This window comes from Lacimicrobium sp. SS2-24, from assembly GCF_002201535.1.
Lineage (GTDB): Bacteria > Pseudomonadota > Gammaproteobacteria > Enterobacterales > Alteromonadaceae > Lacimicrobium.
The window spans coordinates 216,181-239,014 of sequence record NZ_NIWW01000006.1; the positions used below are offsets into that span (position 1 = coordinate 216,181).

The 22,834-nt window shown below is 51.2% G+C and carries 20 protein-coding genes and 1 riboswitch; of the genes, 11 read left to right on the top strand and 9 right to left on the bottom strand.

Annotated elements, in window-relative coordinates; genetic code table 11:
* Window positions 1–23: 23 nt before the first annotated feature.
* The 5 genes from CCY32_RS11985 to CCY32_RS12005 all read right to left on the bottom strand — a co-directional run bounded on the left by CCY32_RS11985 (window position 24) and on the right by CCY32_RS12005 (window position 7,779).
* Window positions 24–818, bottom strand: a complete 795-nt coding sequence (locus tag CCY32_RS11985; RefSeq protein ID WP_088330998.1) for a peptidylprolyl isomerase — start codon at window positions 816–818, stop codon at window positions 24–26.
* 156 nt (window positions 819–974) lie between these two features.
* Window positions 975–1,655: a respiratory nitrate reductase subunit gamma gene (narI, locus tag CCY32_RS11990; protein WP_088330999.1), complete on the bottom strand. Its 681-nt coding sequence runs from the start codon at window positions 1,653–1,655 to the stop codon at window positions 975–977.
* Between the two features lie 2 nt (window positions 1,656–1,657).
* Window positions 1,658–2,389, bottom strand: coding sequence for a nitrate reductase molybdenum cofactor assembly chaperone (gene narJ / locus CCY32_RS11995; protein ID WP_088331001.1), 732 nt, complete (start codon window positions 2,387–2,389; stop codon window positions 1,658–1,660).
* A gap of 3 nt (window positions 2,390–2,392) precedes the next feature.
* Window positions 2,393–3,922 (bottom strand): nitrate reductase subunit beta, encoded by a 1,530-nt coding sequence (gene narH / locus CCY32_RS12000; protein WP_088331003.1) that lies wholly within the window; start codon window positions 3,920–3,922, stop codon window positions 2,393–2,395.
* A gap of 74 nt (window positions 3,923–3,996) precedes the next feature.
* A complete protein-coding gene (locus CCY32_RS12005; protein WP_088331005.1) occupies window positions 3,997–7,779 on the bottom strand; it encodes a nitrate reductase subunit alpha in 3,783 nt (1,260 codons plus the stop codon).
* Between the two features lie 330 nt (window positions 7,780–8,109).
* Between CCY32_RS12005 and CCY32_RS12010 the strand changes: the two genes are divergently transcribed.
* From CCY32_RS12010 to CCY32_RS12055, 10 genes are all read left to right on the top strand, one after another.
* Window positions 8,110–9,942 (top strand): histidine kinase, encoded by a 1,833-nt coding sequence (locus CCY32_RS12010; RefSeq protein WP_088331008.1) that lies wholly within the window; start codon window positions 8,110–8,112, stop codon window positions 9,940–9,942.
* A gap of 87 nt (window positions 9,943–10,029) precedes the next feature.
* The gene (gene narL / locus CCY32_RS12015) at window positions 10,030–10,686 is read left to right on the top strand and encodes a two-component system response regulator NarL (RefSeq protein ID WP_088331010.1); all 657 of its coding nucleotides are present in this window, start codon (window positions 10,030–10,032) and stop codon (window positions 10,684–10,686) included.
* Window positions 10,683–11,927, top strand: a complete 1,245-nt coding sequence (gene moeA, locus CCY32_RS12020; RefSeq protein ID WP_088331011.1) for a molybdopterin molybdotransferase MoeA — start codon at window positions 10,683–10,685, stop codon at window positions 11,925–11,927. The genes narL and moeA overlap by 4 nt, the downstream gene beginning before the upstream one ends.
* A 488-nt stretch (window positions 11,928–12,415) precedes the next feature.
* Window positions 12,416–12,548, top strand: a riboswitch (molybdenum cofactor riboswitch).
* A complete protein-coding gene (moaA, locus tag CCY32_RS12025; protein WP_088331013.1) occupies window positions 12,537–13,505 on the top strand; it encodes a GTP 3',8-cyclase MoaA in 969 nt (322 codons plus the stop codon). It overlaps the preceding riboswitch by 12 nt.
* The gene (locus tag CCY32_RS12030) at window positions 13,505–14,098 is read left to right on the top strand and encodes a molybdenum cofactor guanylyltransferase (protein WP_088331015.1); all 594 of its coding nucleotides are present in this window, start codon (window positions 13,505–13,507) and stop codon (window positions 14,096–14,098) included. The genes moaA and CCY32_RS12030 overlap by 1 nt, the downstream gene beginning before the upstream one ends.
* A gap of 21 nt (window positions 14,099–14,119) precedes the next feature.
* The gene (gene moaB, locus CCY32_RS12035; RefSeq protein WP_088331017.1) at window positions 14,120–14,647 is read left to right on the top strand and encodes a molybdenum cofactor biosynthesis protein B; all 528 of its coding nucleotides are present in this window, start codon (window positions 14,120–14,122) and stop codon (window positions 14,645–14,647) included.
* On the top strand, window positions 14,644–15,126 hold the full coding sequence (gene moaC / locus CCY32_RS12040; RefSeq protein WP_088331019.1) for a cyclic pyranopterin monophosphate synthase MoaC: 483 nt from the start codon (window positions 14,644–14,646) through the stop codon (window positions 15,124–15,126). The genes moaB and moaC overlap by 4 nt, the downstream gene beginning before the upstream one ends.
* A 140-nt stretch (window positions 15,127–15,266) precedes the next feature.
* Window positions 15,267–15,512: a molybdopterin synthase sulfur carrier subunit gene (gene moaD, locus CCY32_RS12045; protein WP_088331022.1), complete on the top strand. Its 246-nt coding sequence runs from the start codon at window positions 15,267–15,269 to the stop codon at window positions 15,510–15,512.
* A gap of 116 nt (window positions 15,513–15,628) precedes the next feature.
* The gene (moaE, locus tag CCY32_RS12050; protein WP_246840605.1) at window positions 15,629–16,111 is read left to right on the top strand and encodes a molybdopterin synthase catalytic subunit MoaE; all 483 of its coding nucleotides are present in this window, start codon (window positions 15,629–15,631) and stop codon (window positions 16,109–16,111) included.
* A 256-nt stretch (window positions 16,112–16,367) separates the two neighbouring features.
* Window positions 16,368–18,299 (top strand): methyl-accepting chemotaxis protein, encoded by a 1,932-nt coding sequence (locus CCY32_RS12055; RefSeq protein ID WP_088331023.1) that lies wholly within the window; start codon window positions 16,368–16,370, stop codon window positions 18,297–18,299.
* A gap of 30 nt (window positions 18,300–18,329) precedes the next feature.
* On the opposite strand, the gene CCY32_RS12060 is transcribed toward CCY32_RS12055, so the two are convergent.
* From CCY32_RS12060 to prpF, 4 genes are all read right to left on the bottom strand, one after another.
* Window positions 18,330–19,103 carry a transporter substrate-binding domain-containing protein gene (locus tag CCY32_RS12060; RefSeq protein ID WP_168171506.1) on the bottom strand — a complete coding sequence of 258 codons (774 nt, stop codon included), beginning with the start codon at window positions 19,101–19,103 and terminating at the stop codon, window positions 18,330–18,332.
* A gap of 605 nt (window positions 19,104–19,708) precedes the next feature.
* Window positions 19,709–20,125: a BLUF domain-containing protein gene (locus CCY32_RS12070; protein ID WP_168171507.1), complete on the bottom strand. Its 417-nt coding sequence runs from the start codon at window positions 20,123–20,125 to the stop codon at window positions 19,709–19,711.
* 44 nt (window positions 20,126–20,169) lie between these two features.
* Window positions 20,170–21,057: an alpha/beta hydrolase gene (locus CCY32_RS12075; RefSeq protein WP_088331030.1), complete on the bottom strand. Its 888-nt coding sequence runs from the start codon at window positions 21,055–21,057 to the stop codon at window positions 20,170–20,172.
* 56 nt (window positions 21,058–21,113) lie between these two features.
* Entirely contained in the window at window positions 21,114–22,313 is a 1,200-nt protein-coding gene (gene prpF, locus CCY32_RS12080) for a 2-methylaconitate cis-trans isomerase PrpF (RefSeq protein WP_088331032.1), read from the bottom strand.
* On the opposite strand from prpF, the gene CCY32_RS17120 reads away from it, so the two are divergent.
* Window positions 22,296–22,834: hypothetical protein (locus tag CCY32_RS17120; RefSeq protein ID WP_141096226.1), on the top strand; the 539-nt coding region annotated here is incomplete at its 3' end. The two genes, prpF and CCY32_RS17120, sit on opposite strands and share 18 nt — an antisense overlap.

Here is a 22,834-nt window from a genome sequence, read left to right on the forward strand (position 1 = left end):
TCCCCCCACCCTCGCTAAGCCACTCACTGCATCAGCGGTGAACCGTCCAGACCGAAATCGAACCCCTGAATATCAGCCTCACTCAGTAATGTGGTGATATATTGAGCAATGGTCTTGCGCTTGACCTTCGTATCCAGATATTCCTGAATATCCTGTTTAACATGCTCAAAGGGCAACGGTTTACCTTCTACCCGCCTGACAATATCGATCAGGTGGAAACCATAACGACTCTCCACCGGGGTCCTCATCAGTCCTTCAGAAGCAGCAAAAATCTGCCGTTCAAACTCAGGCACGGTCTGGCCTTTGGTAATCTGTCCGAGGTTCCCCCCCATCTGTGCAGACGGACATCCAGAGTGACGTGACGCCAGTTCAGCAAATTCAGCAGGGTTTTCTGACAACTGCTTAAGCAAGGAATCCGCCACTTCACGTGCCTCGCCACGCTGCTGAATATCATCCGGATCGGCTACCAATAATATATGCCGGACCTCAAGCAAGGGGGCTGTACGGAACTTCTCCTCGTTAGTCTGATAAAAGTGCTCACACTCTGTCCTGGTCGCACAAGGAAGATGGGTGTCGGTTTCAATTAGCTGTTCAATTAACGACTCTTCCTGGTGACTCTCCAGTGGTTTATCCGCCGGCCAGACTCCCACTTCTATCGCTCTTTGTCGCACCACTTCACTGATGATCAGTGCCTGTGTCGCTTTCACCATGGCTCCCCGGCGGCTGTCGGCCGGGTGGTACTGCATTTCCGCGCTGATTCTGTTGCCATCGATCTGGCTTTGATTCACGCTGATATTGGGAATATCACTGACGATCATAAATTACTCCGGTTTATTGCTGGTCGGAACGCGAATACAAGACAAAATTTATCCCGACACCTGATATGGACCTGTAGGTCGGGATTTATCCCGAGAAACCATGCCTGACGGCAGCTTTCGCTGTTGGACTAAAGTCCAACCTACAGGCTGATTCCACTACTTCTGTCTGACCACCTGATAATTACGGTTCACATATTTCACCGGTACGCTCCAGATATGCACCAGACGGCTAAAGGGGAAGAGGGCAAACAAGGTTACTCCCCAGAATACGTGCGCACGATAAATCCAGTGAACCTCACCAATAAACTCAATGGCTTCAGCAGGACGGAAGGTCAGCAAGTAACGCGACCAACTCATCAGGTTTTTCATCTCATGCCCGTCCATATGGCCGGTTGAAACAAAAATTGACGCAATACCCAGTATTAGCTGGATGTAAATCAGCAGCAGAATCGTGGTATCCATTGTGCTGCTCGAAGCCCTGACTCTGGGATTGAACAGGCGACGATAAACGAGAATGGTCATGCCGATAAAACACAGCACCCCGAAAAACCCGCCCACTCCCATGGCGATAAGTTGTTTTGCCGGTAGTGAAATTCCTAACCAGTCCCAGACCTCATAAGGAATGACCAAACCGGCAAAGTGACCGGCAAAGATCATAATGATACCAATATGAAAAAGGTTACTACCGATACGAAAGTTTTTGCTGGTCAGCATTTGGCTGGAACCGGCTTTCCAGGTGTATTGGTTTCTGTCATATCGCAACAAGCAACCGCAGAAAAAAATCACCGAAACGATGTAGGGGTAAATCCCAAACACCAACATATCGAAAAAGTTCATGATCAGGCTCCTCGCGCTGCTTGAGTTGAAACCGGGGCGGCATCTACCCAATTAACGGGAACGTCCTGATCTCGTCTCTGGGTTTCACTGGGTTTGTTCTGATTAACAGGGCATCCACCATTGACGGCATCACCACCAAAGGTTACCGCTTCTTCTTCCCACACTTTGTCCAGTTCTTTAGGCGTATGATCGGGTTTTTCCTTTTCCACCTGAGCGGCCAGCTCGTGCAGATCCAGCTCCACTTCAGCTAAAGACAACAAGGCTTCCAGTAACAGATGATAATCTGACTCACGCTTTTTAAGACGCACTGCCAGCACACCCAGTACCGGTGCAATATCACTAAGCCACCCGCTTGCGTTGTCGCCCTGCGTGGCGACAAACTCGAGAAACAGCGGTAAATAGTCCGGTAGTTCATGGGCATTGATGGCCAGACCCGCGGCCTGATACTGACGTTGCAGTTCGACCATCGCCTGGCCGCGATCACGGGATTCACCGTGAATATGCTCGTAAATAAGCAGCGACAGCGAACGGCCCCGTTCAAACAGACCATCATATTCTGACTGCCAGTCGAGCAAGTCACCATCCAGACGCTCTTGTACAAACTGCAGCACGCCTTGCTGGTGAGCCGACTCAAGTTCAGATTGCAGAATCAGGGTCTCAACGGCTACCCGGTGCTCCAGCAACTCCGCTTGCGGATAATCCAACAGCCGTGCAATTAAAGATAAAATTTGCATCTCTTACTCCTTCATATCCACTGGGATAACCTGGCGCACGCCCTGGCCCTTGCCGCCAAACAGATCTACGCCACCACCGCTGCTACAACCATCGCCGAAGCTAAAACCACAGCCACTTTTCATGTCATAGGCATTTTCCGCATAAGCGGTATGACTGGTGGGAATGACGAAACGGTCTTCATAGTTGGCAAGCGCCATATAGCGATACATTTCCTCTACCTGCCAGTCTTCAAGGCCTACCTGATTCAGCACTTCAGTATCAACGACACCATCTACCTGCTGAGAACGTTTGAAGGACCGCATGGCCAGCATTCGTTCCAGAGCACGAATGACAGGCTGTTCTTCGCCGGCTGTGAGCAAATTGGCCAGATATTTAATCGGGATGCGCAAAGACTTAAGATCCGGAATCACCCCGTCCATACCCACATTGCCTGCTTCTGCCGCAGTCTGAATAGGTGACAGTGGCGGTACATACCAGACCATGGGAAGCGTGCGGTATTCCGGGTGTAGCGGCAGAGCCACTTTCCATTCCATCGCCATTTTGTACACCGGAGATTGCTGTGCCGCATCCAGCCAGTTTTGCGGAATGCCTTCTTTTTTCGCCGCTTCAATGACCCGGGGGTTGAAGGGATCAAGGAAAATGTCACATTGCGCCTGATACAGGTCTTTATCGTTAGGCACCGATGCCGCTTCGGCAATCTTATCGGCGTCGTAGAGCATGACACCAAGATAGCGAATCCGACCAACACAAGTCTCTGAACAAACAGTCGGCTGACCGGCCTCGATACGCGGATAACAGAAAATACACTTCTCGGATTTGCCACTTTTCCAGTTGTAGTAAATCTTCTTGTAAGGGCAGCCAGATACGCACATCCGCCATCCACGGCATTTGTCCTGATCGATCAAGACAATGCCATCCTCTTCACGCTTATAAATAGCACCACTTGGACAGGACGCCACACAAGCCGGATTCAGACAATGCTCACACAAACGGGGCAGATACATCATAAAGGTCTTTTCAAACTGACCGTAGATATCCGCCTGGATCTGATCAAAGTTTTTATCCTTACGACGCTTGGAGAATTCGGTACCCAGGATCTCTTCCCAATTTGGCCCCCAGTGAATCTTTTCCATGCGCTGACCTGAAATCAGCGAGCGCGGCCGGGCGATAGGCTGGTGCTTGCTCTCCCCTGCCCGGTGCAGATGCTGATAGTCAAAATCAAACGGCTCGTAGTAGTCATCGATCTCTGGCAGGTCAGGGTTAGCAAAAATGTTAGCCAGTATGCGTACCTTGCCACCCTGCTTGGGTGACAACTTGCCACTTTTACTGCGTACCCAACCGCCGTTCCACTTGTCCTGGTTTTCCCATTCTTTGGGGTAGCCGATGCCGGGCTTGGTTTCCACATTGTTAAACCAGGCGTATTCCATGCCCTCGCGAGAGGTCCAGACGTTTTTGCAGGTGACTGAACAGGTATGGCAGCCTATGCATTTGTCCAGGTTCAGCACCATGCCGATTTGTGCTCTTACCTTCATCTTATTTCTCCTGCTCTTGGACGAAGCAAGCCAGGTTCAGGCCACTGTGGCTGATTTGTGCGCTGACATTCATATTACTTCTCCTGCTCATTCATCTGTGCATCAAGGGCATCGGTGCTGTCATCATCCAGCCAGTCGATTTTGCTCATCTTACGCACCACTACAAATTCATCGCGGTTACAACCCACAGTACCGTAATAGTTGAAACCGTAAGACTGCTGGGCATAGCCGCCAATCATATGGGTGGGCTTCATTACCGCACGAGTCACCGAGTTGTGAATACCGCCACGGGTACCTGTGGTTTCTGAACCGGGGATATTCACCACCCGCTCCTGAGCGTGGTACATCATGCTCATGCCCTCGGGCACCCGCTGAGAAACCACTGCCCTGGCGGCAATCGCACCATTGACGTTAAACACTTCGATCCAGTCGTTATCTTCAATGCTCGCGGCAGCGGCATCCGTTTCTGACAGCCACACAATGGGACCACCCCGGGACAGGGTCAGCATCAGCAAGTTGTCGGAGTAGGTGCTGTGAATACCCCACTTCTGGTGTGGCGTGATCCAGTTCAGTACCAGTTCTTTATTGCCGTTGCCGAGCTGATTGAGAACCGGTCGAATGGTTTTCAGATTGACCGGTGGCTTATACAGACAATGCATCTCACCAAAATCACGCATCCACTCATGATCCTGATAGAACTGCTGTCGACCAGTAATGGTGCGCCATGGAATCAGTTCATGCACATTGGTATAGCCGGCGTTATAGGACACGTGTTCATCCTCCAGACCTGACCAGGTAGGAGATGAAATGATCTTGCGCGGCTGAGCGACAATATCGCGAAAACGAATCTTTTCTTCTTCTTTGGGCCGTGCCAGGTGGGTGTGATCAATACCGGTAATCGCTCCGAGCGCTTCCCACGCCTTAACGGCAACCTGACCATTGGTTTCGGGAGCCAGCGACAGAATCACCTCGGCAGCATCAATGGCTGTTTCAATTTTTGGGCGGCCCTTATTAGCACCGTCTTTAATATGACGTTGATTGAGCTCACCAAGAAAATTCACCTCAGTCTGCGTGTTCCAGCTAATGCCTTTACCGCCGTTACCCAGTTTATCCAGCAGTGGACCTAATGAGGTAAAGCGGGCATAGGTATTAGGGTAATCCCGTTCCACGACCACCATATTGGGCGCCGTTTTCCCCGGAACCAGATCGCACTCACCCTTCCACCATGCTTTAATTCCAAAAGGTTGTGCCAGTTCACCGGGACTGTCATGTTGCATGGGGATGGTGACCAGATCTTTCTCCACGCCCAAATGACCTTCACTGAGTTCGGAGAAACGCTTGGCCACGCCTTTGAAAATATCCCAGTCACTGCGCGACTCCCAAACCGGGTCCACAGCCTTTGAGAGGGGATGAATAAAGGGATGCATATCCGACGTATTCAGATCATCTTTTTCATACCAGGTGGCTGTCGGCAGGACGATGTCCGAATAAAGGCAGGTGGTAGACATACGAAAATCCAATGTCACCAGCAAATCAACCTTACCTTCCGGTGCTTCGTCATTCCATTTAACATCTTCAGGCTTCTCTGCACCCTCTTCACCCAGATCCTTACCCAGCAAACCATGTTTGGTGCCAAGCAGGTGACGCAGCATATATTCATGCCCCTTACCTGAAGAGCCCAGTAAATTAGAGCGCCAGATAAACATATTGCGCGGATAGTTCTGCGGATTGTCAGGATCCAGACAAGCGAATTCCAAATCACCGGACTTAAGCTGCTGGACAGCATAGTCTTTGGGATCCATGCCCTTTTCCTCTGCTTCTTTACACAGATTGAGCGGGTTGGTACCCAGTTGAGGGGCTGACGGCAACCACCCCATTCGCTCTGCCCGGGTATTGTAATCGATGATGGAACCTGTCCATTTATCCTTATTTGTCAGTGGCGATATCACTTCCTGCATATGCAGTTTTTCATAACGCCATTGGTCTGAATGGTTATAGAAAAAGGAGGTACCGTTCATATGCCGGGGTGGTCGCTGCCAGTCCAGCGCAAACGCCAGCGGTGTCCAACCCGTCTGTGGCCGCAATTTTTCCTGACCCACATAATGGGCCCAACCGCCGCCGCTCTGGCCAATACAACCGCACATGATCAGCATATTGATCAGGCCACGGTAATTCATATCCATGTTGTACCAGTGGTTCATACCAGCGCCGACGATGATCATCGAGCGGCCCTTGGTTTTGGCTGCTGTGTCAGCAAATTCCCGGGCGACGTTGATAACGTGTTCAGGTTTAACCCCGGTAATGGCTTGTTGCCAGGCCGGCGTGTAAGGCAGATCCTGATCAAAATCTGATGCACAGTTTTGGTCTTTGTAGCCATTTTCCACGCCATAATTTGCCAGCGTCAGATCGAAAACACAGGCCACTTTGACTTTACTGCCATCCGCCAGCGTCAGATTTTTTGTGGGAACCTTGCGCGGAATGACCGCTTCATGGCTGGTATGCTGGAAGTAGCCATACTCATGCTCCCGACCACCAAAGTAGGGGAAGTTGACCGCGACAACATCATCATGATGCTCTTTGAGACTTAAAAGCAGACTGACATCCTGGCCGTCTTGCCCTGTCTGCTGCTTAAGGTTCCACTTGCCTTTACCTTTGCCCTCTTCTCCCCAGCGATAGCCAATGGAACCATTAGGAGAGACCAGCTCACCACTCTGTTCATCTATGGCGATGGTTTTCCATTCCGGATTGTTTTCCTGACCGAGGTTATCGAGCAGATCTGAGGCACGCAGGAACCGGCCCTGGGTGTAACCGCCCTCTTCATGCTCATCAAGGATTACCAGCATCGGCATATCGGTATAGCGGCGCACATAGTCGGTGAAATACTCCACCTGCTTGTCCACATAGAATTCTTTTAAGATTACATGACCAAACGCCATGGCAAGGGCTGCATCGGTGCCCTGCTTGGGTGCCAGCCACTGGTCAGTTAGCTTGGCCACTTCAGAGTAATCCGGCGTGATACCAATTACTTTGGTTCCCTTGTAGCGCACTTCGGTCAGAAAGTGCGCGTCAGGGGTGCGGGTCTGCGGCACATTGGAGCCCCAACAGATAATATAATTGGAGTTGTACCAGTCCGCGGATTCAGGCACATCGGTCTGCTCGCCCCAGACCTGCGGTGACGCAGGGGGCAGATCGCAATACCAGTCATAAAAGCTCAGGCAGTTGCCACCAATTAAAGACAGATATCGGGCCCCTGCGGCATAGGACACCATCGACATGGCCGGAATCGGTGAAAAGCCAGTGATCCTGTCCGGCCCGTAGGTTTTGGCGGTATACACATTCGATGCGGCAATAATCTCGTTGACTTCATTCCAGTCTGCACGTACAAAACCGCCAAGGCCTCGCTGTTGCTTGTACTCCTTGGTTTTAGCCGGATCTTCAACGATTGAGGCCCAGGCCAATACCGGATCGCGGTGCTTGAGTTTGGCCTGACGCCACAACTTAACCAGACGCTTGCGCACTTTGGGGTATTTGAGCCGGTTGGCACTATAGATATACCAGGAATAGCTGGCACCGCGGGGACACCCTCTGGGTTCATGGTTAGGTAGGTCAGGACGGGTGCGAGGATAGTCGGTCTGCTGGGTTTCCCAAGTGACCAGGCCATCCTTAACATAAATTTTCCAGCTGCAGGAGCCAGTGCAATTCACACCATGGGTTGAACGCACGATCTTGTCGTGCTGCCAGCGCTGGCGGTAGCCTTTCTCCCACCCGCGGCTTTCATCTGTGGTGACGCCGTGGCCCGCGGCAAACTCACCTTTGATATGTTTAAAGTATTTTAGCCTGTCCAGAAACTGACTCATGCCAGACTCCTATTTTATAATGGTTGCAGGTGTAAGTTCGTCACACCCCTACTGGTCATTTTTTGCGTGTTGAGGTTGTGGGTATGTCGCCGATAATAGGGACTTGCTAATCAGTTAAATTGATCTGTATCAACGGCGCAATGCCCCCAAGATCGGCTACACTGGGGGCTCTACCACCTAAGAGGTAGCGCACTGAAAGCCTGAAAAACGCTAGAATAAGGGCTTCCAGCGAGTCTGGATAAGATTGAAAGAAATGAAACCAGCGGCATGTAATCTTGTAGGTACTCCCAAGGAGTTGTCTATGTAACCCGCCCATTGTGGATTTTGTGAATGCTCAGAAAATTAAACCGCTCTATTGTCTACCGCGTCGGCCTGTTGATGTTTGCTATCAGTATGCTGGCCGTACTCAGTATGACCAGCTCGGTATTTATCAGTGACAGCGCCGAACAGGACGCTTATGCAGTCAATGTATCCGGCTCTATCAGAATGCAGAGTTACCGCCTGTTAAACACGATCCAGCACAGCTCCTATCAAACAGCGCAGGAAGAATTAGCTGAACTGGAAAAGCGGTTACAATCAAATACATTGACCTCAGGAACAAAGAACCACAGCAGCGAACTGAGCCAGGCCTATAAAAAAGTGCAACAGCACTGGCAAGATGAGCTCAAACCTCTGTTCCAGAAAGCCATTAATGAACCCATTGAAAACAGTGTCGTCAGAACCGCTGTCGACCGCTTTGTCGTGAAGTTAGAAACCCTGGTCAGCGAGTATCAGCGCCACGCCGAACAGAACATCGCGAAAATCAGATTAATCCAGGGGCTGGCCTTACTGGCAATGGCACTGCTGATGATCATTGCCATGTACATCTTGAATCACTATATCAAGCATCCACTCGCTCAGCTGACGCAGGTTGCCCGACAAATTGGTCGCGGGGATTTTACCGGGCGCGCCAATGACAGTGGCAAGGATGAGCTATCCTTGCTCGGTTATACGCTCAACCATATGAGTGAGGCCATTAGTCGCTCTCATAGCACCATGGAACAACGAGTAAAAAATAAGACTGCGGACCTGGAGCGCAGCAACGCCGCACTGGAAATGCTCTATGACATCACTCGAGAGTTACACAGCGCCTCAGACAATCCTCCGGATTTTAAACAGCTGCTGAGTAAACTGGTGGCTGTCACCGCCGTTAAAGATGTGGATCTTTGCCTGATGACGGTAGCCGGAAATAAACCCTATGAACATATTCCAAGCCGTGACAAGGTCATGCCATTGCGTTGCATCCAGCAAAGCTGCGATGACTGTCTGAATCAGACGCCTCAAACCCCAAACAGCATCAGCTTTCCATTAGTTCACGCCGGAGATAATTATGGGGTATTGGTGTGCGAGATGTTTCCTGGCCAAACCATACAAAGCTGGCAGGAGCAATTATTCCGGTCAGTTTCAGAACAAATTGCTGTCAGTCTGAGTTTGCGCAGTCAACATGAACAGCAACGCCGACTGGTGCTGATGCATGAACGTAATGTGATTGCCCGTGAGCTGCATGATTCATTGGCACAGGGCTTGTCCTATCTGAAAATTCAGGTAGCAAGACTACAGAAACTCCTCAGCCAACCTGATGGCATTGATAAAATTGAACCTGTTATCGATGAGCTGAAACTGGGATTGAATTCCGCCTATCGGGAACTTCGTGAGCTGTTAACCACCTTCCGACTGAAAATGGACGGTCAGGACCTGCAAAGCGCCATGCAACAAAGTTTAGAACAACTGCAGAGTCGTACAGACAACATGCAACTAATACTGCATTTTAATGCAGGCAATATTCCGTTCTCACCCAACGAAGAGATCCATTTGCTGCAAATCACCCGCGAAGCTTGTCAGAATGCTATTCATCACTCTCAGGGCTCCAGAGTTAAGATCGCCATTACCACAAAGGGGGAAGACGATAAGCAGGTGCAACTTGCTATTCGTGACAATGGTGTGGGGATCAGCAATCCACAAGGAAAACTGAATCATTATGGCCTTGCCATTATGATGGAGCGTGCCCGTAATCTCGGCGGTGAACTGAATATCAGTCAGCCCGCAGATGGCGGTACCGAAATCAGTTTTATATTTATACCAGCGTGCTTTAAGCAGAAACCAGAACTGGTTGTTAACCATTAAGGGGTATCGGCTACCTCCTGTAGCCAGTTGGAATCAACCCGTTAAGGTAATACCCTAATACACAAGTATTTTAAGGACAGAGTAACCATGTTTAATGACACGCCAGCAAAGCTGTTAATGGTGGACGACCATCCTCTTCTGCGAAAAGGCCTTATACAACTGATTGAACTGGAGGAAGAGCTTGAAGTGGTCGGCGAAGCCGGCAACGGACAGCAGGCCCTTGAATTAGCCATAGCCCTGGATCCCGATTTGATTACACTGGATTTGAATATGCAGGGTATGGATGGTCTGCAGACGTTAAAAGCACTGCGTGATAATGGTGTCGATGCCAGGGTTATTATGTTAACGGTATCCGATAATGATGAAGATGTCGTTGAGGCCATTCGTCTTGGCGCCGACGGCTATCTTTTGAAAGACATGGAGCCTGAAGACATTATTGCCAAGATCAAAGAGGCCACATTGGGTAAAATGGTGATGAGCCCAAAACTGGCAGAGATCCTGGCTACCGCGCTACGTCGTCCTCAGCGCCAGACCAACAGGGCGCTGGCCAGCCTCACCAGTCGTGAACTGGAGATCCTGAAACTGATTGCCAAAGGTATGAGCAATAAACTGATTGCGCGTGAACTGGATATCTCTGATGGCACGGTTAAGGTACATGTAAAACATTTGCTGAAAAAACTCGATCTGCGCTCCCGTGTGGAGGCCGCGGTATGGATGGTTAACCAACAAGGCAAACAGGAATGACAGACTGCTTTAGCAAAGACCTGCTGGGTGTTGAGCAGGCCATGGATTATATGCTCAGTGCCCTTTCGCCGGTAACCACAGAATCACAAAATATCACATTGGAACAGGCCTGTGGACGGATACTCAGTGAGCCGGTGCGATCCGATCTTGCCATTCCGCCTTTCGATAATTCTGCCATGGACGGATACGCGCTGCGCGCTGCCGATCTAAAACAGAACAAGACCCTGCGATTAATCGGCAGAAGCTTCGCCGGTGAACCTTTTGAAGGCTCCATCGAAGCCGGTCATACGATACGTATTATGACCGGCGCGGTGATCCCAAAGGGAGCCGATGCGGTGGTCATGCAGGAGAACTGCCAGGCAGAAGCTCAAAACATTACCTTTAACAGTGCGGTTAAGGCCGGCGACAATATTCGTCGCTGTGGTGAGGATATCCAGTCAGGCGATATCGTGCTGCCCCAGGGCCATAAGATCAGCCCCGTGGACATCGGCCTGCTCGCCTCTTTAGGCGTAGCAGAAGTGTCGGTATACCGGCCTTTGCGTATTGCACTTTTTTCCTCCGGCGACGAGCTGGTATTGCCGGGCAACCCGCTCAAACCAGGGCAAATCTATGACAGTAACCGCGCCGCATTGCGCGCCATGCTGGAAAAAATGGATGTTGAGGTTATTGATTTAGGACTGATTGCGGACGATAAACACAGTCTTCGCGAAGCCATGTTACAAGGCGCCCAGACGGCCGATGGCATCATCTCTTCCGGTGGGGTATCGGTCGGCGAAGCCGATTACACCAAAGAGGTGCTGGAGCAACTGGGAAAGGTCAACTTCTGGAAGCTGGCTATCAAGCCGGGTAAGCCCTTTGCCTTTGGAAAAATAGAAGACTGCCCGTTTTTCGGCTTACCGGGTAATCCGGTGTCAGCACTGGTGACCTTCCATCAGTTGGTACTGCCTGCACTGGCGGTGCTGAGTGGGCGGATGCCACAACAAGCGCTGCGAATCACTGCCATCAGTAGCGAAAAACTGAAAAAACGCCCCGGAAGAATGGATCTGCAGCGAGGGTTCTGCTGGCAGGATGAAAACGGTTCGCTGATGGTCAGAAGCAGCGGTAAACAGGGCTCGAGCTTGCTGACCTCTATCAGCAAAGCCAACTGTTTTATTTGTCTTCCCCGTGACAGTGGAGATGTCGAAGCCGGTGCAAACGTGCAGATCCAGCTCTTTGACGGCCTGCTTAGCAGCAAAAGCTAACTGCGTTAATTCGTTTTAACCGCGGAGACACAGAGGTTTTAAAGAGTCAACCTGTTACCGCCTTCGTGCTCTTCGCGTCCTTCGTGTTTAAAGACTTTCTTTCGGACCACGAAGCGCGGGAAGAACACGAAGAACACGAAGAAAGCTGCTGTCAGCTTTTGGGATCTCGCTGAGGTACAAAGGCACTGGATTCCCGCTAAAAGCATGCGGGAATGACCCTCCGTGTTCTCTATGCCTCAGTGGTGAAATACTGAAAACTGATAGCTGAAAGCTGAGAACGGATAACGATATGGCAGGTCATTTACCGAATTCTGTTTCCTGTATCGCTGTCGGGTTTCAACCTGGCCTACCATAAATTGGCCGTATACCTATTGTGGGGAATGGCAGATTACACTCAGTCATGTACAGTGATATCTGAACAACAACACACCCAGCGCAAAAAATAACGCCTTCTGTGTAAGGTGATGCAGGTTGAGCGGGTCTGTGTTGATACATTTATTTACCGAGCCTTCACGCCTAAACCTTTGGCAAGGTGTGCTGGCCGCAAGTGTCAAACTTGCCAGGGTTGTGCAGGAAACCACACAGCCTCCCGACTTGGAAAGGTGAAACATGCTGGAAGATAAATTCGGACGCCGGTTCCATTACCTGCGTCTGTCCATTACCGATGTGTGCAATTTCCGCTGTACGTACTGCCTGCCAGATGGTTATCAGTGCAGCGGTGACCGTGACTTTCTGAGCCAGGAAGAAATCGCTGTTCTGGTCAATGCCTTTGCCGGATTAGGGACCAGTAAAATACGGATCACCGGCGGCGAACCCAGCTTAAGAAAAGACTTGCCACAGATCATCGAGCAATGTGCCAACACCCCGGGTATCGAAAAAGTCGCCATAACCAGCAATGGTTTTAAGCTGCCACAGATGGTCCAAAGCTGGGCCGATGCGGGACTGACCGCCTTAAACATCAGCATGGACAGCCTCGATCCTCGTCATTTTCACGCCATTACCGGACACAACAAGCTGGAAACGGTATTGCAGGGTATCGATATGGCCCTGGAACTCGGCATCCAGGTCAAGATTAACTCGGTGTTGCTCAAGCCCTACAGCGATACCATGCTCAGCACTGCGCTGGATTGGCTGAGAGACAAACCGGTAACCCTGCGCATGATCGAGCTGATGCAGACCGGTGACAATCAGCCATTTTTCAATGACAACCATATCAGTGGTCAACCCATTAAACAGCGTCTGCTTGAGCAGGGCTGGGGACAAATATTGCGGGACAAATCTGCGGGCCCGGCACAAGAATTCAGTCATCCCGATTACAACGGGCGCATTGGTCTGATCATGCCTTACAGCAAGGATTTTTGTAAAAGCTGCAACCGCCTGCGGGTATCCAGCCGTGGCAAACTGCACCTTTGTCTTTTTGCTGAGCAAGGCCTGGATCTGCGTCCACTGCTACAAGAAGGAAATATCGACGCCTTGCAACAAGAGCTGGTTGCCCTGCTCGGTCAGAAAGAAGCCAGCCACTGGCTGGATAAAGGGTATACCGGTGCCACACAACATCTGGCAATGCTGGGGGGCTAATGCAATTAAGCGCAGTAATATTAGCCGGTGGCCAATCACGTCGTATGGGCACAGACAAAGCCACATTGGTATTAGAGGGTAAAACCCTGCTGGAGCATTGTGTAGAGCAGGTCGAGATCAGTGGCTGTGATCGCATCCGAATCAGTCGCAACCTGCCCGGCTATTTACAGGACCAAATCAACAATGCCGGACCACTGGCAGGTGTTGACGCAGCAGTGCATCACTTATCCTACGGTGAGTTGCTGTTAGTGGTGCCCATCGATATGCCCTTGCTGGGGGCTGAATTACTGAGTGAGCTCATCAACTACAGTCATCAGCATCAATGCAGTTGCTATTTTGAGGAGCGCTATTTACCTGCCTGTGTGTTAGTGACAGAAGAACTGAAGCAGGGGCTGGCGAGACAACTGAGTGCCGACGGTGATGGCTCGGTGCGCGGATTACTGGCCCATGTACAGGCCCATGCCCTGCCCTGCAACAAACACCAGCAACTGCAAAACGTGAACACCCCTGAGCAATGGCAAGCTTTGCTGGCAGACATGCATTCTGCACAGCAGGCGCAATCATTACCGTTTGAATCTGATGAACAACCCTGACAGCCTCAACAAGGAGAACCGATGAGTGACCATTCCGTCGCCCTCAATATTGCCGTTTTAACCGTTTCCGACACCCGAGATGAACAGACGGACACCTCCGGGCAGTACCTGGTCTCAGCCCTCGAAGAAGCCGGCCACCAGTTGGCCGCCAAAGCTATTTGTAAAGATGATATTTATCAGCTTCGCGCCGTGGTCTCTGCCTGGATTGCCGACAGTAACGTGCAGGTGATTTTGCTCACTGGCGGTACCGGTTTCTCAGGCCGTGACTCAACCCCTGAAGCCATCAGTGTACTGTTCGACAAGCACGTGGAAGGCTTTGGCGAGCTGTTTCGTTACCTTTCGTTTAAGGAAATCGGCACCTCCACCGTGCAGTCAAGAGCGCTGGCGGGTATCGCAAACCAAACGCTGATCTTCTGTATGCCGGGCTCCACGGGGGCGTGCAAAACCGCATGGAACGGCATTATTAAAGAGCAACTGGATGCCGCTCACCGTCCATGCAATTTTGTTGGCCACCTCACTCGTGCAACAACAGGCGGAGCTCACTCATGAGCCAGCTCAGTCATATTAATCGAAAAGGCGAAGCTGAGATGGTGGATGTGACCGACAAAGCGGTGACAAAACGCCAGGCCATGGCCGAGGGTTACATCAGCATGAACAGTAAAACGCTGGATATGATCCTCGCCGGCGAGCATGCCAAAGGTGATGTTTTTAGCGTGTCGCGTATTGCCGGTATTCAGGCTGCCAAGCAATGCGCCAATATAATTCCTTTGTGTCACCCGCTCATGTTGTCGAAAATTCAGGTGGATTTTGAGCCCCAGCCCGGACAAAACCGGGTACGCATCGTCAGTTTATGCAGACTGGCAGGCCAGACCGGTGTGGAAATGGAGGCACTGACCGCGGTGAGTGTGGCGGCGTTAACCCTGTTTGATATGTGCAAAGCCGTGGATCCTGGCATGTGCATCGACGGCATCCGTGTGCTGGAAAAACAGGGCGGCAAATCAGGTCACTGGCAGTATGGTGAAGGGTAATCAGTGAGACGACAGGAGTAAGGGGTGAGCAGTGAGAGATGAGAGATGAGAGTTGTAGGGTCAAATTTATTCGACAACAATCATACAAGGCACTGGGCTCCCGCCAAAAGCATGCGGTAATGACAAGTGAGGAATAGAACGTGATGAAAGTGTTGTTTTTTGCTCAGTTAAGAGAAGTGCTGGATTGCCACACACTGGATATTCAGGCCCAGCTGAACTCCGTTGCCGACCTGCGTGCACAGTTGCAGCAAAAAGGTGAGTTGTGGCAGGAGTATCTGGCCGAAGGTAAGGCGCTGGCTGCCGTCAATCAGACCCTGGCGACAGAGGACACCACGATTACCGCCTCAGATGAAGTGGCCTTTTTCCCGCCGGTCACCGGCGGATAAGCGGGTAAATCGGGACAGGTTTTCAGTGCTCAGCCATCAGATTTTTGTTTGGAGAACTGACAGCTGAGGACGGGTAACTGACGACTTAAATAATGACACTTTTGTGGTGAATTGATATGGATAACCCTATGGCGCAAGCCCATACCGATATTGATTTTATTGCGGTGCAGCGCGAGGATTTTTCGCTGGCAGTCGAATATGCAAAGCTGTGTGAAAATAACAGCCGTGACGGTGCCGTGGTGACGTTTACCGGTCTGGTCAGGGATCTTAACCAGGGCCGCTCAGTCAGCTCACTGACACTGGAGCACTACCCGGCGATGACACACAAAGCGTTGCAGGAAATCGTCCAGGACGCCCGCTCGCGCTGGCAACTGGGACGCATACGGGTGATTCACCGGGTTGGTCGTCTGCAGCTCAATGAACAGATAGTCTTTGTGGGTGTCAGCGCCTGCCATCGCGGCGATGCCTTCGCTGCGTGTGAATTCATTATGGATTACCTGAAAACCCGCGCTCCGCTATGGAAAAAAGAACAAACCGACAGCGGCGAACACTGGGTAGAGGCAAAACAGACTGATCAACATCAGGCACGCCGTTGGTAAGCCTTGCCACGACATCTTGTCATCCCGTTGATTACTGACGCCTTCAGCGAAAACCAGTCGTATCTCGGCAGCGTTTCTGTCCCGGCTTTAAGCCAGCAACCCATTGATCTCCCATATATTGTTCCAAACCTGCAACACTATGAATATGCGACTAGACTGAATAGCGATCACGCATAAATGCTCGGTTCTGGAATACCGGTGCCGATATAACATTACTCAGTAAAGGACTGTCGGTATCTCTTTTTGGGAGCAACACATGAATCGCTATAGTCTGAAGTCCATTTTTATCGCTTTCGTATTCAGTGCGCTGCTGGTCACGACCTTGGTGGCCACGCTGATCAATATCAGTCAATTTTCCTCACTGTACTACGGCAAAACCGAACAAGAATATTTGCCCGATGCGGTAGGCCGGTTGAGTGCTGAAATTCGCGGCGAAATCATGGTACCGGTCACCCTGTCCACCAGCCTGGCGCAAAATACGCTGCTGCACAACTGGATGACGCAAGGAGAACAGCAGTCACCGATGCATGGTCAGGTGATGGATTATCTTCGCCATACCAAAGAGCAAACCGGCGCCGCAACAATTTTCTGGGTATCGGCTGCCACCCAGAACTATTACACCGAGCAAGGACTGTTTAAGACCGTATCACCTTCAGAGGCCCGTGACAGCTGGTTCTTTGACTTTCTTAACAGCAGTCAATCTCTGCAGTTGGCCATCGACTCCGATGAACGAAGCGGCGAGTTAACCATGTTTGTTAATGTGCCCGTCATCAATAATGGCCAGCGCGTTGGTGTTGCCGGGCTGGGTTATGATGTCACAGAGGTATCCAATATCGTCTCAGCTCGCCAGCTGGGTGAAAACGGTTTTGTCTTTCTGATTGATGATAGCGGCAAGATAGTCGCCCATACAGACAAGTCTAAGGTAGGAAAGAACATCCGCGACATCAGTGGCTATAAGGAAGTGGCCGCCCGCAGTGCTACGAAAAGCGAATTTTCACTCTCAGAAGCCACCGTCGTTGAGGATGAGTCCTATCTGGCATTACAGCAAGTCAGTGATACCGGATTAAAAGTGGTTGCGGTCTTACCCACCAGTGAGGTCAGTGGCGATATCAATCACGTTATTTTGCTCTCCGTGATTGCCAGCCTGGTCCTGGCTCTGCTTTTTATCTTTCTGACCGTGCTGTTTGCTAACTGGTTGAGCGGACAGATTCGTGACGTGGGCGATCAGTTACTGGAGATGTCCGGTCATGGTGGCGATTTAACCAAACGACTGGATGACACTGTAGATAATGAACTGGGGCACCTGGCGCAGGGCTTTAATGCCATTATTGGTAAAGTCAGGGAGCTGGTTGCGGCCATTCAGCAAACAGAGCGGGCCATGGTCACCGGTATTGAGCAGCTTGCCAGCCTGGCCCAGAACACCTTTAAAGCTACAGAATCTCAACGTTCTCAGACCGATCAGGTGGCCACTGCCATCACCCAGATGGGACAAACCATCAATGAAGTGTCCGATGTGGCCAGCCGCACTGCCAATGACACCGACGTGGCCGTAAAAGAAACCATTGATACCAACAATGCAATGCAGCTTACCTCGCACACTATGCAGGAACTTAACAACGTCATGGAAATGGTGAGCCAGACCATTAATGATTTTGCCGAACAGGCATCGGCCATAAACTCTGTCGTAGAAGTGATCAATGCCATCTCTGAACAGACCAATCTGCTGGCGCTGAATGCCGCCATCGAAGCCGCCCGCGCCGGTGAACAAGGTCGCGGATTTGCTGTGGTTGCTGATGAGGTACGTAATCTGGCCAAGCGTACCCAGGAGTCCACCAAAGAAATTGGCGACCAGATTACCCGTTTGCAAAAAACCTCGTCCGAATCTCTCGCCGCAGTGCAAGACGGTAACGCCAGCAGTAAGAAGGTGACCGAAAGCACGCAACAATCGGCACAATCTCTCAAAGCGATTCAGCAGCGCTTTGAAGAAATTAATGCCGGCAATCATCAGGTGGCGGCAGCCACTGAAGAACAGGGAGCCGTGGTGGAACACATCAACCAATCGGCACACCTGATTTCAGATAGTGCCAGCACCATTCACAGCAACGCAGAAGAGCAGCTAAGGGCCATTGAGACCCTGCAACAAAGGGCTAATGAATTACGTAAGCTGGTAGGACAATTTAAAACCTGATAAGGCATAGGCGTTTATGTCATCGCCGCCTTACTGGTTAACGGAATGTCCTTTTAGTGCGGTTTTGCTTTGTTGAAGGATTTTGTCGAAACGGCCCTGTTCCCGCAGATGCTCCACGGCTTTTTCAATGCGCGGTGCAAACCCGTAGGCCGGGCTATGACGAGATAAGCCAATATAAACAGGCGCTTCTGTTGTCAGCGTCAGGGGCTGAGCAATAAACAGCCCTTTGAATTCCGGCTTGTTAATCACCAACTCTCCCAGGTAATCGGTTGCCATCATCAGGTCGATACGTTTTCTTTTGAGCATGCCAAATCCCGCCTCGATGGCGTGAACTTCCACCAGGTTAAGATGGTCACGCACCGATTCAAATCCCTCTGTATAGGTAAAGCCCCTTACCGCCCCGATAATTCGCCCTTGCAGGTCACTCAGCGCCTGCACCTGAATATTAGAATCGGCCCTTGAAAAAAATGCACTGGTGGCGGCAATGGAATACGGCATCAGTTGCATGTAGGCGTCACGTTCGGGGTTTTTTCTCAGCCCCACCATTAAATCAGCCTCGCCCTCCTGCATATCCAGCAGGCACCGTGGAAAGGGGGTATTGTTACTGATAAGCAGCGGTACCTTGAGATAATCAGCAAGCTCTCGCACTATCTCAATACTATGACCGGACCAGCTGCCGTCCTCATTGAGGACTTGTCGTGGTGGAAAGTGGTCGACACACAAACGTAGCGAATCGGGCCGCGTCTGTCGAGCCTGTTGCGTATCCCCCGGCTCTGCCTGACACCAGGGTGACAATAACAACAAGATAATCCACCTTAGTCTCACCCCATTCCCCTGTTATGCATCTGCTGACAGCTTATTACTGCTACAGGGACGAATCAAGCAGGTTCGAGATCTCTTACATTAATGAAGCTCTACCAGGCTGACTGAGTTCTGACTTAACCCACTGGGCACTCTCACCCGCCAGGTTAGAGACCTACTGAGGCTGGGCGGTACTATCTTCTGACAATAGCCTGAAAAAGCCACGGCTGCAGTCGTACATACCTCTTAACTTAAATTTTCCATGGGTTAAGAACAGTAACGGCTGGGCTGTGTCAGGAAGCGCGATTGAGGCGGTTGAGACTGCCGGAGCAGCGTCACGCTGTTGCGCTTTATTAACGAAAGGCGGTGTGTGGAAATCGATACTAACAGTAGCCATCGTATTTGCTTTCCTGTTTCCTTACCAATTTCTTCCCCTATTCCCTCTTTTTTCTCTCTCTTCTGAAGCTTGACCGGCCAGAAGATGGCCACCTGATAGTATGCAGAGTCCTGCGGCCAACCAGTTAAAACAGTTCAGTTTCTAACCCTAAGAAAGTCAATAACGGCCTTTTCATTATTCATTACTATTTTGGTACCACTGAATGTAACGTTCAGGCTTTTTTGAGCATAAACTCCAATGCCGAGATTTGTTGCTCTGTAAAGGACTGACAGCCGCCATACATATTCAGCACCTGAATCATATCCTGCTCTTCCTGCGCATCCAGATAGCTTTTTACGCCCATACTCCAGTGCACAAACTGACGACCATCTGCAGGCCTCAGACTCAGGATTCGCACATTCTGATGGCGCGAGTCCTGACGGATGTTGTTCATCAGTGCTTCCACGGCATCCTTTGGGCCTTCAAGCACCTGGACAAAATGACGGTCCGTTGCCAGCAGCCTACCTGTGATGTCTTTTTCTGGATTGTATTTCTGGGCCCGGTCTTTGATTGCGCTCAGCAACTCTTGTGTGACCGCCACTGCGGCATCACTGATATAAATCAGCTGATGCAAAACCGACTGGTTCAAAGCAATACCACCTGAATTTGCTCTTTCTTTGACCTTTTCATAGTTCAGATACCGCCATCGGGATCATTTTCATCTTCCAGGAAACTCTTGAGTTTGTGGGTAAACAGCGCATAAGCCTGTGTCCCTGGGTGCAGCCAGTCGAAATGTCCGCTTGTTAACAAACGTGTCTGCAAAAAATCCTTATGTGAGTGAACCGGCACAATACTATCGGCATCCCCGTGCAACAGATGTACCGGCGCGCCAATCCTGTCGGCGTCAATGGCAGCCTGCTGATAAGCATGCGGAATGTCTTCGGGGGAGCCTCCCATAAAACTTACGGCGGCTTTTTGACAACCATTTTCCCCTTTACCATAGCGGGCAATGTTGGTGATTGCCGCCAGTCCCAGCACACCCTGCAACGGCGGCATATCCGGCTGTTGGGCCGCTAACAGGGCAAGATGCCCGCCAGCAGAATGACCGCTGAGTACCACGCGCTGCAAATCCACAGCATAAGAGGTCAACGCATTAATGTGGCGGATACCGCTGAGAATATCTTCAAGGCTACCAGGCCAGCCTCCGCCGTCATCACCATGGCGCCGATACTCAATAGACCACACTGCCATTCCCTGTTCAGACAGTGCCGTACTCAGGGGGTAGCTGTGGGTAATGTCATAAGCGCTTAGCCAGCAGCCACCATGAATAAAGATCACCAACGCTGCGGGATTTGTTTTGTCGGCGCTTTTAGGTAGCCAGAGTTCGCCAAACTGCAAGGAGTCGGAGCCATAGGCCAGCCGATGATCGGCCTCGCGCCAGGGCAGCGCGGTAATGCTCTGGTAACTGACATTTTCAGGCACCGCATCAGATTCACTGCCCGCGGCATAGCACGGCAAAATAGTGCCAACCAGACATGTCAGCACCAGCAATCGCAAGACGTCTCGTAAAAGGTGCAGCATATTGAAATCCCACAGTTTTTTTAAACACTATGGGATTTCAACGCACTGCGCAATAGTTAATCAGACAGCGATTCGACGGGTGGAATCCTGACCCAACCTTCCATTAATATTCGCGCACTGCGACTCATGATCGCCTTTTCCACCTGCCACTGCCCCTGTTGCTGTATCGCTTTGGCGCCCACTTGTAAGGTGCCCGACGGATGACCAAAGGTGACCGATTCACGCGCTATGGCACCTGCGGCCTGATTCACCAGCGTACCAGGAATCGCAGCCGCCACGGCAATAGCCACCGCCGCGGTGCCCATCATGGCATGATGCAGTTTGCCCATGGACAAGGCCCTGACCAACACATCAATGTCCTGCGCCTTGACCGGCTTACCGCTTGACGCAGTGTAGTCTTGAGGTGGGGCCACAAAGGCAATTTTGGGGGTGTGCTGGCGCTGGGCGGCCTGTGCAAGGTCACTGATCAGCCCCATTTTCAGAGCCCCATGGGCGCGCAGGGCTTCAAAGCGAGCGAGAGCCTGTGGATCGCTATTAATGTCATCCTGTAACTCAGTGCCGGTATAGCCAATATCTGCGGCGTTAACGAAAATCGTGGGTATGCCGGCGTTAATCAGCGTTGCTTTAAGTTTGCCCCCTGTCACCAGCGCTTCAGGCACGTCCAGCTCATCCACCAGGTTCCCGGTGGGAAACACTGCACCTTCACCATCGGCCGGGTGCATAAATTCCACTTTGACTTCTGCCGCCGGGAACGTCACCCCGTCGAGTTCAAACTCACCGGTTTCCTGCACCTCACCATCGCTCATGGGAATGTGGGCGATAATGGTCTTTTCGATATTGGCCTGCCAGATGCGCACCACGGCAATGCCGTTTTCAGGTAACCGGCTTTTATCAACCAGACCATTGGTAATGGCAAAGGCGCCAACGGCGGCGGTTAAATTGCCGCAGTTGCCACTCCAGTCGATAAAGGGCTTATCAATGGCCACCTGACCAAACAGATAATCCACGTCGTGATCGGCTTTGGTGCTTTTTGACAGGATAACCGTTTTGCTGGTACTGGATGTGGCCCCGCCCATGCCATCGGTATGCTTGGCATAGGGATCGGGGCTGCCAATCACCCGCAGCAGCAGCGCGTCACGATAGGGTCCTGGCGATTGCGCCGCTTCGGGCAAATCCTTAAGGCAGAAAAACACCCCTTTGGAAGTGCCGCCTCGCATATAGGTGGCGGGAATTTTTAATTGCGGTTTAAACTTCATACTGTATTCCTGTTCAGATTCACCACAAAGGCACTGGATGCCCGACTACAACATTCGGGCATGACTCCATTGGCAATCCGTCTTTCCCGCGAAGGCGGGAATCCAGTGACCTTGCATACCATAAACACAAAGGCACTGGATGCCCGACTACAACATTCGGGCATGACTCCATTGGCAATTCGTCTTTCCCGCGAAGGCAGGAATCCAGTGACCTTGCATACCATAAACACAAAGGCACTGGATGCCCGACTACAACATTCGGGCATGACTCCATTGGCAATCCCTCATTCCCGCGAAGGCGGGAATCCAGTGACCTTGCATACCATAAATACAAAGGCACTGGATGCCCGACTACAACATTCGGGCATGACTCCATTGGCAATCCGTCTTTCCCGCGAAGGCAGGAATCCAGTGACCTTGCGTACCATCAACACAAAGGCACTGGATGCCCGACTACAACATTCGGGCATGACTCCATTGGCAATTCGTCTTTCCCGCGAAGGCGGGAATCCAGTGACCTT

Bases quoted from the DNA above. Each gene is read 5' to 3' on its own strand.
- CCY32_RS11985 (WP_088330998.1), bottom strand. From the start codon at position 818: ATGATCGTCAGTGATATTCCCAATATCAGCGTGAATCAAAGCCAGATC.
- narI (WP_088330999.1), bottom strand. From the start codon at position 1,655: ATGAACTTTTTCGATATGTTGGTGTTTGGGATTTACCCCTACATCGTT.
- narJ (WP_088331001.1), bottom strand. From the start codon at position 2,389: ATGCAAATTTTATCTTTAATTGCACGGCTGTTGGATTATCCGCAAGCG.
- narH (WP_088331003.1), bottom strand. From the start codon at position 3,922: ATGAAGGTAAGAGCACAAATCGGCATGGTGCTGAACCTGGACAAATGC.
- CCY32_RS12005 (WP_088331005.1), bottom strand. From the start codon at position 7,779: ATGAGTCAGTTTCTGGACAGGCTAAAATACTTTAAACATATCAAAGGT.
- CCY32_RS12010 (WP_088331008.1), top strand. From the start codon at position 8,110: ATGCTCAGAAAATTAAACCGCTCTATTGTCTACCGCGTCGGCCTGTTG.
- narL (WP_088331010.1), top strand. From the start codon at position 10,030: ATGTTTAATGACACGCCAGCAAAGCTGTTAATGGTGGACGACCATCCT.
- moeA (WP_088331011.1), top strand. From the start codon at position 10,683: ATGACAGACTGCTTTAGCAAAGACCTGCTGGGTGTTGAGCAGGCCATG.
- moaA (WP_088331013.1), top strand. From the start codon at position 12,537: ATGCTGGAAGATAAATTCGGACGCCGGTTCCATTACCTGCGTCTGTCC.
- CCY32_RS12030 (WP_088331015.1), top strand. From the start codon at position 13,505: ATGCAATTAAGCGCAGTAATATTAGCCGGTGGCCAATCACGTCGTATG.
- moaB (WP_088331017.1), top strand. From the start codon at position 14,120: ATGAGTGACCATTCCGTCGCCCTCAATATTGCCGTTTTAACCGTTTCC.
- moaC (WP_088331019.1), top strand. From the start codon at position 14,644: ATGAGCCAGCTCAGTCATATTAATCGAAAAGGCGAAGCTGAGATGGTG.
- moaE (WP_246840605.1), top strand. From the start codon at position 15,629: ATGGATAACCCTATGGCGCAAGCCCATACCGATATTGATTTTATTGCG.
- CCY32_RS12055 (WP_088331023.1), top strand. From the start codon at position 16,368: ATGAATCGCTATAGTCTGAAGTCCATTTTTATCGCTTTCGTATTCAGT.
- CCY32_RS12075 (WP_088331030.1), bottom strand. From the start codon at position 21,057: ATGCTGCACCTTTTACGAGACGTCTTGCGATTGCTGGTGCTGACATGT.
- prpF (WP_088331032.1), bottom strand. From the start codon at position 22,313: ATGAAGTTTAAACCGCAATTAAAAATTCCCGCCACCTATATGCGAGGC.